This is a genomic window from Streptomyces sp. NPDC019396, from assembly GCF_040632375.1.
Classification (GTDB): Bacteria; Actinomycetota; Actinomycetes; order Streptomycetales; family Streptomycetaceae; genus Streptomyces.
On record NZ_JBEYBS010000004.1, the window covers coordinates 299,466 to 313,316 of the forward strand.

11 protein-coding genes are annotated in these 13,851 nt (G+C 71.8%); 1 reads left to right on the forward strand and 10 read right to left on the reverse strand.

What is annotated here, in order from left to right; translation table 11 throughout:
- Positions 1–70 precede the first annotated feature (70 nt).
- The 10 genes from trpC to ABZ532_RS06870 all read right to left on the reverse strand — a co-directional run bounded on the left by trpC (position 71) and on the right by ABZ532_RS06870 (position 12,670).
- Entirely contained in the window at positions 71–907 is an 837-nt protein-coding gene (gene trpC / locus ABZ532_RS06825) for an indole-3-glycerol phosphate synthase TrpC (RefSeq protein ID WP_361280057.1), read from the reverse strand.
- Complete coding sequence (locus ABZ532_RS06830; RefSeq protein ID WP_361280058.1) at positions 904–2,532, reverse strand: FAD-dependent oxidoreductase; 1,629 nt, start codon at positions 2,530–2,532, stop codon at positions 904–906. Before ABZ532_RS06830 ends, trpC begins: the two co-directional genes overlap by 4 nt.
- Positions 2,529–3,185, reverse strand: a complete 657-nt coding sequence (locus tag ABZ532_RS06835) for a DsbA family oxidoreductase (RefSeq protein ID WP_361280059.1) — start codon at positions 3,183–3,185, stop codon at positions 2,529–2,531. Before ABZ532_RS06835 ends, ABZ532_RS06830 begins: the two co-directional genes overlap by 4 nt.
- On the reverse strand, positions 3,182–4,465 hold the full coding sequence (locus ABZ532_RS06840; RefSeq protein WP_361280060.1) for a flavin-dependent oxidoreductase: 1,284 nt from the start codon (positions 4,463–4,465) through the stop codon (positions 3,182–3,184). Before ABZ532_RS06840 ends, ABZ532_RS06835 begins: the two co-directional genes overlap by 4 nt.
- A complete protein-coding gene (locus ABZ532_RS06845) occupies positions 4,462–5,592 on the reverse strand; it encodes a monodechloroaminopyrrolnitrin synthase PrnB family protein (RefSeq protein WP_361280061.1) in 1,131 nt (376 codons plus the stop codon). The genes ABZ532_RS06840 and ABZ532_RS06845 overlap by 4 nt, the downstream gene beginning before the upstream one ends.
- Positions 5,593–5,803: 211 nt before the next feature.
- The gene (locus ABZ532_RS06850; protein WP_361280062.1) at positions 5,804–7,240 is read right to left on the reverse strand and encodes a polyketide synthase; all 1,437 of its coding nucleotides are present in this window, start codon (positions 7,238–7,240) and stop codon (positions 5,804–5,806) included.
- 85 nt (positions 7,241–7,325) lie between these two features.
- Complete coding sequence (locus ABZ532_RS06855; protein ID WP_361280063.1) at positions 7,326–8,246, reverse strand: NmrA family NAD(P)-binding protein; 921 nt, start codon at positions 8,244–8,246, stop codon at positions 7,326–7,328.
- A gap of 129 nt (positions 8,247–8,375) precedes the next feature.
- Positions 8,376–9,815 carry an MFS transporter gene (locus ABZ532_RS06860; RefSeq protein WP_361280065.1) on the reverse strand — a complete coding sequence of 480 codons (1,440 nt, stop codon included), beginning with the start codon at positions 9,813–9,815 and terminating at the stop codon, positions 8,376–8,378.
- Positions 9,802–11,301: a 4-hydroxyphenylacetate 3-hydroxylase N-terminal domain-containing protein gene (locus ABZ532_RS06865; RefSeq protein WP_361280066.1), complete on the reverse strand. Its 1,500-nt coding sequence runs from the start codon at positions 11,299–11,301 to the stop codon at positions 9,802–9,804. Before ABZ532_RS06865 ends, ABZ532_RS06860 begins: the two co-directional genes overlap by 14 nt.
- 97 nt (positions 11,302–11,398) lie before the next feature.
- Positions 11,399–12,670: an FAD-dependent monooxygenase gene (locus tag ABZ532_RS06870; RefSeq protein WP_361280067.1), complete on the reverse strand. Its 1,272-nt coding sequence runs from the start codon at positions 12,668–12,670 to the stop codon at positions 11,399–11,401.
- 120 nt (positions 12,671–12,790) lie between these two features.
- Here ABZ532_RS06870 and ABZ532_RS06875 point away from each other — a divergent pair, with 120 nt between their 5' ends.
- Positions 12,791–13,783: an AraC family transcriptional regulator gene (locus ABZ532_RS06875; RefSeq protein ID WP_361280068.1), complete on the forward strand. Its 993-nt coding sequence runs from the start codon at positions 12,791–12,793 to the stop codon at positions 13,781–13,783.
- Positions 13,784–13,851 lie beyond the last annotated feature (68 nt).

The following is a 13,851-nucleotide window of genomic DNA, read 5'->3' on the forward strand; positions in this document are numbered from 1 at the left end:
ATCCGGGTCGACGCCCCGGTGTCCGGGAGCCTGATGAGGCTTCCGGACACCGGGGTTCCGGCATGGCAGCTCATGCGGGGGTACCCGCCGTGCCGGGGTCCGGTGCGCCGGGCATCGGTGCGCGACGGCCGGCGTCGACCAGCGCGGCGACCGCCGCGCCCGGATCGCCGCCGGTGACCAGGGAGGTGCCGACCAGGATCGCGTCGGCGCCGAGCGCGGCGTAGCGGGCCGCATCCCGCGGGCCCCGCACGCCCGATTCGGCGATCCGCACCACATCGGCGGGAATGCGGTGGGCGAGCCGCCCGAACACGCCGGAGTCGACCCGCAGCGCGCGCAGATCCCGGGCGTTGACACCGATCACACGCGCCCCGGCGGCGACGGCCCGCTCCGTCTCCGGCTCGTCGTGCACCTCGACCAGCGCGGTGAGTCCCGCCTCCCGCACCACGGCCAGCAGGTCGGTGAGCCGGGAACCGTCGAGGGCGGCCACGATCAGCAGCACCAGGTCCGCTCCGTGCGCCCTGGCCTCCCACACCTGGTAGGGGTCGACGACGAAGTCCTTGCGCAGCACGGGCAGTCGCACCGCCGATCGCACGCTCTCCAGGTCACTGAGCGAACCGGCGAACCGGCGGCCCTCCGTCAGCACACTGATCGCCGCGGCGCCTCCCGCCGCGTAGGAGACGGCCAGCGCCCCCGGGTCCTCGATCCCCGCGAGCGGGCCGTGTGCCGGGCTGGACCGCTTGACCTCGGCGATCACCCGCAGTCCCGACACGGAGCGCAGCATCGGCACCGCGTCCGGGGCGGGGCCCGCGGCCAGGGCACGCGCCCGCACCTCGTCCGCCGGGACTGCGCCGCGTCGCCTGGCGAGGTCCTCGCGTACGCCCTCGATGATTCCGTCGAGCACCGTCATCGCGGGCTCCGCCGCGGCTTCGCCGGTTCCACCGACAGGGCGTGCCGGAACACGTCGCGCGGGTCCCAACGCCCCTTCGCTCCGGACAGCCTGGCGTAGTTTGAGCCGAAGTACAGCTCCTGCCAGGAGACCCCCGAGCGGTTGCGGCGGGGGTCCTTGAGGTCGGTGTCGGCGTAGTTGACGTAGGCCCCCGCCGTACTGCGGCCGGGGGCCGGGGCGCCTCCGGTGGCCGCGTAGACGTCCTCGTAGAGCTCACGCAGGAACCCGGTGTGACGGTCGTCGTCGGCCGCGGCGGTCCACTCGCTCACGTACATCAGCATCAGGGCGCTGTCCCGGTGGGCCAGAGCCGTCGCGTCCGGGGTGACGGCGTTCACCTGCCCGCCGTACGGGGCGATCAGCAGCCCGCTGCCGGGGTGTTCGTAGTCCGACCGGGTCAGGTGGCGGTGCAGGGCCGCGGCCTGTGCGTCGTCGAAGGCGGTGCGGTGGTAGGCGGACTTGCCCTTGATCCGCTTGCCGGTGGGACGGTCCGCGAAGCCGGACCACTGGGTCGCCATCAGCCAGGGCAGCCGCTTGCGTTCGGTGGTCCGCGCCTGGGCGCCTACACCGCGGCCCATGGCGGCGAGGAAGGCGTCCAGCCGTCGTTCCGGGTCTCCGGCCAGGGCGGAGAGCTGGACGTTGAGCGCCACTGCCCCGCCGGAGCGGTGGAAGACCGCCAGGTGACTGTAGAGATCGGCCTCCGGATCGCCCGGGGTGTTGTGGGCGACGTGCCAGGAGCTGTAGTTCTTCAGCAGGCGGATGAAGGAGCCCTGGTCCAGGTCCTGCCACGGCCATACGACCGTGCCGACGAGCAGCTCGGACGGCGGGGCGGGCAGGGCTCGTTCCGGGGAGCCGCCCTCCGCGCCGGAGCTGCGGAAGAAGAACCGTGTGACCACCCCGAAGGTCCCGCCGCCACCACCGGTGTGAGCCCACCACAGCTCGCGCAGAGCCCCCTTGTCGTCCCGCGACGCCACCACGGCGTGCGCGGTGCCGGAGGAGTCGGCGACGACCACCTCCACCGCGTACAGGTGGTCCACGGTGAGGCCGAGGGTCCGGTTCAGCGGTCCGTAGCCGCCTCCGCTGACATGGCCGCCCACTCCGACCGTGGGGCAGGAACCTCCAGGCAGGGCCACACCCCACCGCTTGAACAACTGCTCGTTGACATCGCCTAGGCGGGCGCCCGCTCCCACCGAGACGGCCCGGCGCCGGGTGTCGTAGGTGATGGCGTTCATGGCCGAGAGGTCGATCACCACGCGGATGTCCTCGCTGCCGACGAAGTTCTCGAAGCAGTGGCCGCCGCCACGGACGGCGACCCGCTTGCCCGAGTCGAGGGCGTGCTGGACAGCGCCCACGACCTGTTCCGTGGTGCGCGGCAGTGCGATCAGGTCCGGGGTGCCGACCCAGCGCTGGTTGACGCCTCTGGCGAGGTCGGCGTACTGGGGACCACCGGGGCGGACGGCGGTCGCGGCCTCCGCCGCCCCGGCGCGTGCCGGGGCGGCGGCCGCTGCCGCGGCGGCGGGGTGGGTCACGGCGGCCGCGCCGGCCAGGGCCGTGGCCCCGACGAATCCGCGGCGGGTGAGGGTGCTCACTGGTGTACTCCAGGGTTCGGGGCGGCGGCGCTTCCGGTGGTCAGGGCCTTCAGGAAGACCTCGGGGTCCTCCTGCGGACCCTCGACCACATGGCTGCCGGCGAAGACGAAGCGGGGGACGACGGTGATGCCCTGCTCACGGGCGCGGCGGACCTCCGCGCGCACCTCGGCCACCGCCTCGTCGGAGGCGAGCAGCCGGGCGGCCCGGTCGCGGTCGAGGCCGGCGCCTTCGGCGCACGTCAGCAGTACGTCGTGGTCGGACAGATCGGCACTCTGTGTGAAGTACGCCGCGAACAGCAGCTCTTCGAGCCGGCTCTGCACGGACCGGCCCCGAGCGCGCTCCGTCCACCACAGCAGTCGGTGCGCGTCCAGGGTGTTGACCGCGAAGCCCGTGGCGTTGCGGAAGGCGATACCGTGGCGCGGGCCCGCCGCGGTGACCTCGTCGTTCATCCGCGTGGCGCGTTCGGAGCCGTACTTTCCCGCCAGCCACTCGAGCATGGGGACGGGTTCGGCGGGCTGTTCGCCGTCGATCTGGTAGGGGTGGAGCACCACGTGGGTGTCGTCCCGTCCGGACGCCGACAGCGCCAGGTCGAAGGTCCGCTTGGTGATGTAGCACCAGGGACAGGACACGTCGGACCAGATGTCGATCCTCATCGCGCGCCTCCCGCGCCGGTCGCGGCGGCCAGTGACGGACGGGTGTTGACCGTCTCCGGGTCGAAACCGCCCAGGCGGGCGAACTCCGCCGAGATGGACTCCAGTTCACCGTCGCCGAAGATCCCGGCCACGTCCCCGAACCCGCCCGGCGCACGCTCATGGGCCAGGTCGATGACCACTTCCGGGCCGCGGCGCCTGGCGCTGGCCTGGATACCGGTCAGCACCGGAAGGCGCTCGGCCTCGTAGGACGCCAGAGCCGCCGCGGGGCTTTCCCGGCAGGCCAGCTCACGGGCCAGCACACGGGCGTCGACGATCGACTGGGTGGCACCGTTGGAACCCATCGGATACATGGCGTGGGCGGCGTCCCCGAGCAGGGTGACCGGTCCGTGCGTCCAGCGGGGCAGCGGGTCGCGGTCGACCATCGGGTACACGTACGCCTCACGGGCCGTGCGGATCAGAGCGGGCACGTCGAGCCAGTCGAAGTCCAGGTCGGCGAAGTGGTGCAGGAACGTTTCGGGTGCCACGGCCCGGTTCCAGTCCGCCTCCTCGAACACCGTCTCCGCGTCGGCCGTTCGCGCCACGGCCCAGTTCATCAGCACCGGGCCACCCGGCTCGTCAGCGGCGGACATCGGGTAGACGACGGCACGCCTCCGGTCGTCCCCGGCAATGATCATCGACCTGCCGTCCAGGAAGGGCGGGGCCATGGTCGTGCCGCGCCACACCACCAGCCCGTTCCACGGCGGCGGCCCCTCGTCGGGATACAGACACGCGCGGACCTTCGAGTGAATGCCGTCCGCCCCGATGAGCGCGTCCGCCGCCACCTCGCTGTGCCGGCCGGCGGCCGGGTGGTGCACCCGCACGTCGACCCCGCCGTCCTCGCGCGGGGTGAACCCCTCGACCCGGGCGTCGGTGACGATGACGTCAGGACCCAGCCGGCGGCGCACCGCGTCGGCCAGCACGGCCTGGAGCCTGCCGCGGTGGATGGACAGCTGCGGCCAGCGGTACCCGGCTGCCATCCCCCGGGGCTCCCGCCAGATGAGCTGTCCATGGCGGTTGTGGAAACCGAGGCTGCCGGTGGGGAGGGAGACCGCCAGCAACTCGTCCAGGAGATCCAGCTCGGCCAGTTCCCGGACGGCGTTGGGCAGGATGTTCAGCCCCACACCGAGCGGCCTGATCTCCGGCACCGCCTCCAGGACGCGTACGCCGCCGACACCCGCGGCGTGCAGGCTCAGTGCCGTGGTCAGGCCGCCGATGCCGCCGCCCGCGATCACGGTGCTCATGCGGACCTCCGCTCCGCGCGACCCGCCGCGGCGGGCGCGGACGGGCGCTGGGTGAGCTGGGACGTGGCACGGGTGAGGTCGATGATCTGGCGCAGCAGGTCGACGCTCGCCCCGCCGCTGCCCACCGGATACAGGCGCAGGTCGGCGTCGTAGGCCTTGCGTGCGATGCCCAGGTGGCGGCCGCGGAAGACGATGATCACCCGCAGCAGCCTGGCGAGCGCTTCGGCGGACGGACGCAGGCCCGGCATACGGCGCTCGGCGCCGTCCGGGTCGTAGCCGAAGGCGTCCACCAGCCGGGTCACCACGGACGGGACGCCCGTCCAGCCGTCGTACAGCTCGCGCCAGCGCGGCAGGCTGTAGGGCACCGAGTCGCGCAGGAACTCCTCGTACTCGGGCGCGCTGTTGTCCGCGGCCCATATCGCCTGGTCGATGAGCCACAGCGGAACCTGCGCGGCGGCCGGTCCGAGCAGCACGCGCCCGTCGACGGTGATCTCCTCGAAGTAGGCGCGCAGACCCCGCGCGAAGAACTCGGGGCTGACGTTGGCCACGACCATGTCGATGGACGAGACCATGGTCTCCATATGGGTGGTCAGCTCATCCGTGAGCACGGGGAACTTGGGGTCGTCGATGTCGGCGTGGCTGAGCTGCTCGGCCAGTTCCAGACCCTCGCGCAGATGCGGGAAGACCATCCGCACGGACTCCTGGAGGTAGGCCTCCTGGATGTCCCCGGTGTACATGCGCTGGCGTCCGCCCGTGGGGTTCCAGGTGGTGTAGTGGTGCACGGTGTCCCGGGGGACCATGTCGGTGCGACGGCCCAGTTCCAGCAGGACGGGCACCACTTCCGGTACCAGGGCGATCGGCTCGGGGCCGTGGCGCTTGATCGACCCCAGGAACATGCCGAGGTCCCGCATCGCCGCCACGCAGGCCTCCGCGGAGTACGCGGCGACGGCGTCGGGGCCGGGCACGAGCTCGCGCAGCGCGGACACGAGCGCGGGGACGTCGGCGCGCTCGTTGTGGCTGCGCAGGTCGAAGCAGAGTCGGTCCGCGCCGAGCGGGTCCAGCTCCCGGATCGCCGCCGTGCGCAGGGAACTTCCGAGATCGATACCGAGCGTGCTGGTGCTGTTCAAGGTGTGTCTCCAGACAGGTGTCAGTCGTGGACGTCGGCCGCCGCGCCCTGCTGTGACAGGCGCGCCGGATCCCGCTCGGTGACGGCGGTGGCACCGCGCTGCGGCGGGTGAGGGGACGTGGCGGAACGAAGGATGCGAACGTGCCGGGGCCGATGGACGGACAGATGGGCCGGACCTGGTCTCGCCCCGGGGCGAAGCCGGCTGAGCCCGGTCAGACCTGGTGCCGGTCCGGTGCGGCCGTCGCCGGGGGATAGGGGCGCAGTCGCCACCGGTGGGGCGGAGGCGTCACCGGTCCGCCCGGGGAGCTCTCCGGCCCGTCCCGGCGGGGCTGGACGGCGCGGAGGGACCACTGGGCGAGGACCATGTGCACGTTCGTCCCGGACATGCCCTGCCCGTTGACGGCCGCGATCGCGGGCCGGTCGGGGGCGGCGGGCAGCGGCTGCGGGGACGTCGGGACCACCAGGGGCAGCCGGTCCCAGTCGACGAGCGGCGAGGGGTTGTCGTGGTGCAGGCTGGGCGGCACCTGCCCGTGCTCCAGGCACAGCACGGCCTTGATGAGCCCCGCCACGCCGGCGGCGGCCTCGCAGTGCCCGATGTTGCTCTTGACGGAGCCGACCAGGCACGGCCGTCCGGGCGGTCGTCCCTCGGCCAGCACCTCGGTGAGGGCGCTGAGTTCGACCGCGTCGATACGTGTTCCGGTGCCGTGCGCCTCGACGTATCCGACGTCGCCCGGCACCGTCCCCGCGTCCTGGTAGGCCCAGCGCATGGCCAGTGTCTGGCCGGTGGTGGAAGGGTCGGTGATGCGCTTCTCGGCGGCGCCGTCGTGGCTCATGGCGCTGCCCAGGATCACCGCACGGATCCGGTCGCCGTCCGCGACGGCCCTGTCGAGGGTCTTGAGCACGACGACACCGACGCCGTCGGACCGCACGAATCCGTCCGCGCCGGCGTCACCGAAGCGGCAGTGCCCCTCACCGGACAGTACTCCGGCCTCGTCGAAGACACGGGTGGCCGCGGTGTCGAACAGCAGGTTCGCGCCGCCTGCCAGGGCGAGTTCGGACTCGCCCGCGCGAAGGCTGAGGCAGGCCAGATGCACCGCTGCCAGCGAGGAGGCCTGTGCGCAGTCCACGGTGACGCTGGCTCCGTGCAGCCCGAGATGGAAGGAGAGCCGGCCGGCGAGCATCGCCCGCTGCTGGCCGCCGACCAGGCAGTCCAGATCGAGCGCTCCGCCCCGGGCGGCGCGCAGCCGCTCCCAGTGGTCGGCGTGGGACTGCCCGACGAACACCGCGGTACGGCTGCCCGACAGCCGCCGCGGGTCCCTCCCCGCGTCCTCCAGGGCCTCCCACGCCGTGAGCAGCAGCAGACGCTGCTGCGGATCCATCATGGCGGCCTCGTGGTCCGGGATGCCGAAGAACCCGGCATCGAACGCGTCGGCGCCGTCCACGAAACCGCCGCGCCTGCCGCCCGCGGGCGGCAGCGTGCCTGGCGGGAACCGGTCCAGGGGCGCTGCACGGGTCGCGTCCCGGCCGGACTCGAGTAGGTCCCATAACTGTCCCGGGCCGTGGGCGCCTGGCAGCCGGCATCCCATGCCGATCACGGCGACAGCCGCGGGTATCCGCCCGGGATCGAGCGGATCGCTGTGGTGGTGCATTGTTTCCCCCGTTTGTGGCTCGACTGATGGCCGGCTGCCGGAACGTGTGCGCACGGGCGTGCGTGCGTGGGCAGCCGGCCGTGGGTCACCCGGTGGGCCGGGCCCAGTGCTCCCAGGGCTGTGCCTTGACCCACTCGATCACCGGAGTGAGCCGTACGCCGAGTGCGCTCTCCACGGTGTCCGGGGACGGGGCGAGCAGGTCGCCCGCACGGCCCGAGCCGGCGTAGTGGTAGATCCCCGCCACGCCTGCCGCGGCCTTCGCGCCCAGCACCTGGGTGAGTCCCTGCTCGAACTGCGCGACGTCCAGCGGGACGTAGCTGATATCGAGTCCCAGGGCCTGGCCGAACACGGCGGCCAGTTCCGGGCCGGTGAGCACGTCGGCACCGCCGACGTGGAGCACCTGCCCGGCCGGCACGTCGTCGTCCAGGGCCCGGACCGCGACGCGTGCGAGGTCGTCGTGGCACATCCAGGCCACGCGCTGCTCGGCGGGCAGCGGGTAGGCCAGCACCCCGTCGTTGACGATCGCGGGGCCGTTCCACGGGCTGAAGAGGTTCTCGAGGTAGACCGGCGGCCTGACCACGACCACGGGGACCGGGCCGCCCCGCAGCAGCTCCTCCGCCCGGCGACGGGTCTCGAACCCGGCGTACGGTGTCGTCTCGTCCGGGACCGGGGTGTTGGTGTTGTAGACCAGCCGCTGTACGCCCGCCTCGTGGGCCGCCTCGGCGATGTTGGCGGCGTAGCCCGCCACCGTGTCGGGGTCGTACTCCAGCGGCATCACGACCACGGCGTGCGTGACCCCCTGGAAGGCGGCGCGCAGCTCGTCAGTGCTGCCCAGGTCGCCGCGTACCGGGGTGACCCCGGTGGGCAGGGCGGACGCGGCCTTCGCCTCGTCCCGGACGAGACCACGCACGTCGTGGCCCTGGGCGGCCAGCAGCCGGGCCACCGCTCCGCCCTGGAAACCGTTGGCACCGGTCACGAGGACGCGCTTGCCGGACTGTGGTGTCATGTCATGCCTTTCTTGGGGTGGTTCGGAATCAGCGGGCTCGCGCGGCCCGATCCGGAGTGGTGCGGACGCGGGCGAGTGGTGCCGGCCGGCCCAGGCCGTACGGATACGGGTGCGGGCCGGCCGTTCTGATCAGGGCACCGTGCGCCGGTGCTCGATGGCGGGGTCCGCCGGTGGCGGTGTCCGGACGTCCGGCGCGGGCAACCGCAGCCGGAGGACGAGCGGCAGTGCCAGCAGCGCGGGTACCGCGCCGGCCAGCAGGGCCGTGCTGAAGCCCTCGGTGAGTGCCGCGTCGTGCGCCGCGGACGAGGCGCCGGTTCGGGCGGCGGCTATTCCCGACAGGACGGCGAGACCGAGGACGGAACCGAACTGGAGGCTGGTGTTGACCAGGCCGGAGGCCAGTCCGGCCTCCTCCTCTCGGGCGTCGGCGGTGGCCGCGATGTTGGTGGTGATGGCGACCAGCGGCAGGGCGACTCCCAGGAGGAGACTCGGTGGCAGCACATCCCACGCGAAGGAGCCGTCCACCGACAGCAGGGACTGCCACGCCATGCCGGCGGCCACCAGCACGAATCCGGCGCACATCACCGCGCGCAGGCCGAACCGGCCGATGAGCCGGGGCGCCAGGGAAGCGACCGTGATCACGACCAGGCACAGCGGGAGCAGCGCGAGGCCGCCCAGCACGGGTTCGTACCCGAGCACCGCCTGCAAGTACAGACTCACCAGGAAGAACATCGGAAACAGCGACATCTGCCACAGCATCGCGAGGATGTTGGCCAGGCGCAGCGCCGGCCGTCCGAGCACGGCGAGCGGCACCAGCGGGTGCGCCACCCGGCGTTCGACCAGGACGAACACGGCGAGCAGAACCACGGCTGAGCACCCCGTGACCAGTGTCGGCGTGGAGCTCCAGCCGGCCTCGCCGGCGTTGACCACCGCATACGCCAGCAAGGCGAGGCCGGCGGTCGCCGCCACCGCGCCGGGCACGTCGAAACCTCGCCCGACCCCGCCGGAGGCACCGGCCGGCAGCAGCCGCGGCACGGGCAGGATCAGCGCGACACCGGCGACCACGTTCAGGGCGAAGGTCGACTCCCACCCCATCCAGCTGGTGAGCACCCCGCCGAGTACCGTGCCCGCCGCACCTCCCGCACCGGCCATGGCGGCGAACACCCCCAGCGCCCGGTGCCGTTCGGAACCGTCCGGAAAGAGCGTGAGCACCAGGGAGAACGCCGCGGCGGCGGCCATCGCGGCACCCACCCCCTGCACGGCGCGGGCGGTGATCAGCAGGGTGGCGTCCCCGGCGACAGCGCCCAGCAGCGAGGCCACCGCGAGAACAACGAGACCGGCCGTGAACACCCTGCGCTGCCCCAGCAGATCGGCGGCGCGACCGCTGAGCAGCAGCAGCCCCCCGAAGGAGACGAGATAGGCGTTGGCCACCCAGGACAGTGCTGCCGGCGGGATGTCCAGGCTGGTGCCGATGGAAGGCGCGGCCACATTGATGATGGACGTGTCCAGGATCAGCACGAACTGAGTGCAGGCCAGCAGCGCCAGGGCCCGCCGGCGGTCAGCGGCCGTCATCGGTACCCGCCCCGAGGTCCGGGAACTCGTCCAGCTCATAGCCGTCCAGGCAGGACTGGGTGAAGGCGGCGAGCAGATCCGGGTCACCGTCGCGCACGATGCCGGGCAGATAGACGTGCGGAGCGCCGTGGTAGAAGCGCTCGTACTGCTCGTGCCGTGCGGCGAACTCCGAACCCAGGGCGTCCCAGGCGAGCTTCAGCAGCTTGATCCGCTGTTCCGCCGGGGTGCCGGGGGAGCGCACGTACTTGGCCACCAGCGGACCGAGTTCGGGATGCCTCAGGTCGTAGCCGGACGCGGGAAGCTGGATGAGTCCGCCGCCGGCGAGCATCTTGATCTCGGCGAGCACCTTCGGGTACAGGTCGCCGGCCATGGCCCGGTGCGCCGAGGCGATCTGCCGGTTGATGTGCACGGCGCTGCCCTCGCCTGCCACCCGCTCGCAGGTCGTCTCGGCCGCCAGCACCATCGACTTGGCGATGTTGAGCCACCCGATGAGCCGGCCGATCTGCATCTGCACGGGTGGCAGGCCGTAGGTGTTGTTGGCCCGGGTGATGAGGATCGCGAGACCGGTGAGGAACTCGAGCTTGGTCCAGAAGCGTGTGGCCGCCTGGTGGACGAAGTTGTTGTAGGCCGGAGTGAACCACCACATCCGGAAGGTGGTGTCGACGTCCCGGTACGTCAGCACCCGCTCCCAGGGCACGAAGACGTCGTCGCACACCAGCAGGGCGTCGTTCTCGTCGAAGCGGGCGGACAGCGGGTTGTCGAAGACGCTGCGGGCCTGGGCCTCGTAGGAGGTCCGGGAGATGAATTTCAGCCCCGGTGTGCTGAGGGGGATGGAGAAGCACAGCGCGTACTGGGCGTCCTGGGGGGCCAGCGGCTCGATGGTGCCGACGATGATCTCGTCGCCGAACACCGCCCCGGTGCCGATCATCTTCGCGCCGCGCACCACGATGCCGTCGTCGCGCTCCTTGACGACCCGCACGTACAGGTCGTCCTCCTCCTGCTCGCTGGCTGCCTTGGTGCGGTCGATCTGCGGGTTGGTGATCGTGAACGACTGGTACAGGTCGCCCTCCACCATGCGCCGGTGGTAGGCGGCGAGGTTGTCCCGTCCGTCGAATTCCTCGCCCTTGAAGATCTCCGGCGTCGAGACGAAGCCCGCGATGCCCGCGGCCATGTAGTCGGGTGAGCGGCCCAGGAAACCGAAGCTGGCTTCGGACCACGTCTTGAACGCCTTGCGCCGCTCGATGAGTTCGGTCTGGGTGCGGGGCACGTGGTAGGCGCGCAGTACCGAACGGTCCTGCCCGTCGGGGCGCACCGTCAGGACATCCCGCAGCTCCGGGTCCCGTGCCATGTCGTAGAGGTGGGCTATGGAGCGGGCGGTGTTGCGGAAGGCCGGGTGCTCCGTGACGTCCTTGACCTGCTCACCGTCGAGCCATACGGCACGGCCGTCGCGCAGTGATTCGAGGTATTCCTGGCCGCTGCGGGTCATGTCTCTCCTGTACACAGGGTGCGTTGAGTGGGTGATGAGAAGCTTTCGGGGCGACCAGCCGCTCCGGCGAGGATCTGTGGGGCGGCCGCTGCGGCCTCTACGCCGCGGTGTGCGGCAGACGTGGCTGCCCGTAGGGAGAAGGCTCGTTGACGGAAGCGGCATCGAATCCGGCGGCGCGGGCGTAGCCCCGGGCGACCTGGGCCAGGCGGGCGGCGGGTATCACGTCCGCTATCCGTCCGAAGCCCTCCGGCGCATGCTTGTGGACCAGGTCGATCACGACCTCGGGTCCGTTGGCGCGGTTGAGCAGCTGAAGCCGGTTCATCCGGGGGCGGCGCTCCCGGTCGTACGCGGCGAGAGCGATGACCGGATCGTCATGGGTGGCCAGGGCGTGGGCGAGGCTGCGGGCGTCCAGCACCGCCTGCGTCGTCGCGTTCGATCCCATCGGGGCCATGGCATGCGCCGCGTCCCCGAGCAGGGTCACGGCGCCGAACGACCAGCGGGGCAGCGGATCCCGGTCGAGCATCGGGAAGGGCGCGACCGCGTCCGCCTCCGCCGTGAGGGCGTCCAGCCGCAGGTCGCCGCACCGCCAGCCGGACACCGATGCGGGGAAGCCGTCGTCGGACCCGGCGCCGGTGGCCTCCGGGCCCTCGGGCGTGGTGCGTGAGACGGCCCAGTTCACCGGTACCAGGCCGTCCGGGCCCGGGTGGGCGGCGAGGGGGTAGACCACTGCCTTCCAGTGCCCGTTCCCCATGACGACCATCGAACGACCGCCGTGAAAGGGCGCGCTGCGGGTCACACCGCGCCAGATGGCGGCCCCGTGGGACCGCGGTGCTCCTTCCTGCGGGTACAGGGCCTGCCGTACGGCGGACCGCAGCCCGTCGGCGCCGATCAGCACGTCCGCCCGTAAGCGGCTGGAGAGCCGGTCGCCGGCGCGATGCCCGAGGTCCACCTCGACTCCGCCGCCCGGTAGTGGGGCGCATCCGGTGACGCGTGCGTCGGTGGTGATCGCGGTGCTTCCCAGGCGGTCGCGGACGCTGTGGGCGAGGGCCGTCTGAAGGGCGCCGCGGTGCACTGCCAGCTGGGGCCATCGGCTGCCGCTCGCCCGGCCACGGGGCTCGCGCCAGATCCGCTGTCCGAGATGGTTGAAGTAGCCGAGCCCGGTCACGTCGGCGCCCAGCTTCTCGAGGCCTTCGGCCAGCCCCAGAGCGTCCAGTTCGCGCACCGCGTTCGGCAGCAGATTCACACCGGCGCCCAGGGGCCGGATCTCCGGCACCGCCTCAAGGACCTGAATGTCGCGCAGCCCGGCGCTATGGAGACTCAGCGCGGCGGTCAGCCCACCGATGCCGGCACCGGCAATGACGATCTTCATGGACGGTTCCCCCGAACTCACCCCGTAGACCGGACAAACAGCCCGGCTTCACCTCTCATCGTTCTGGGAGCGCTGGTTACGATCAATTAATCATGAGCCGAAGTGATTTAAGGATCGTCCGTGAGTGAAGACGTGCTGAGTGAGTTACTGCGTCCGCTGCGGCTGATCGACGTCTACCACAGCATGTGGCAGGCCGGGGGCACTTGGGGCGTCAGGGGCCACGACGACAGCTGCGCGATCGTCCACTACATGATCGAGGGCGGCTGCGTGATCGGCTTCGGCGGCGACTCCACGCCGGTGGAGCTGCGCAGGGGCGACCTGGCGGTCTTTCCGCACGGCACCGCGCACAGCTTCGCGGCGGCGCACGGGGTGCAGACGACACCTCTGTCCGCCCTGGTGCCCGACTTGCGACCGGGAGAGTCCGGCATCGTCAGGGTCGGTACGCAGCCCTACCGCACGCGGATGCTCTGTGCGAGCCTGCGTTACAGCGCGATCGGCGAACCAGGCCTCTACAGCGCGCTGCCCCGGATCATCGTGCTCCGGCGCCATATGCTCCATGGCGAGCCGCTGTTGCTGCGAACGCTCGATTCGCTGCCCTTCGAGATGGGGCGCACCGCTCCCGGGGCGCGGCTCGTGACCCTGCGGGCGTTCGAGACCGTGTTCGTCCTGTCCCTGCGTATCGCGATGGAGCAGCTGGCGGAGGAGTCGCCCGCGCTGCGTGCGCTCTACCACCCGGGTATCAGCAAGGCCCTGATGGCGATCCACGGCTCCTATGCCGAGCACTGGACGGTCGAGTCGCTGTCCCGCAGGGCCGGCATGTCCCGCTCGGTCTTCTCGCAGATGTTCCGGGAACTGGTGGGTGAGACGCCGATGCGATACCTGACGATGCGTCGGCTCCTGGAGGGCAAGCGGCTCCTGACGGACACCGACGTGGCGCAGCGGGACATCGCGCAGCGCGTCGGCTATCGCAGCCAGGTCGGCTTCCATCTCGCCTTCCGAAAGGAGTTCGACATGACTCCCGGCGAGTACCGGACACAAGGGGGCTCCCGTGACGGGCGGGGGGCGCACGGCCTTGCCGCCCTGAGTGAACGACCAGGGCGGCAAGGGCGATGACGCCACGGACCCGCTGTGAGGCCGGCGGGACCGGGGGACCTGGGGGACCTGCGGGAAGTCGCCTCCCC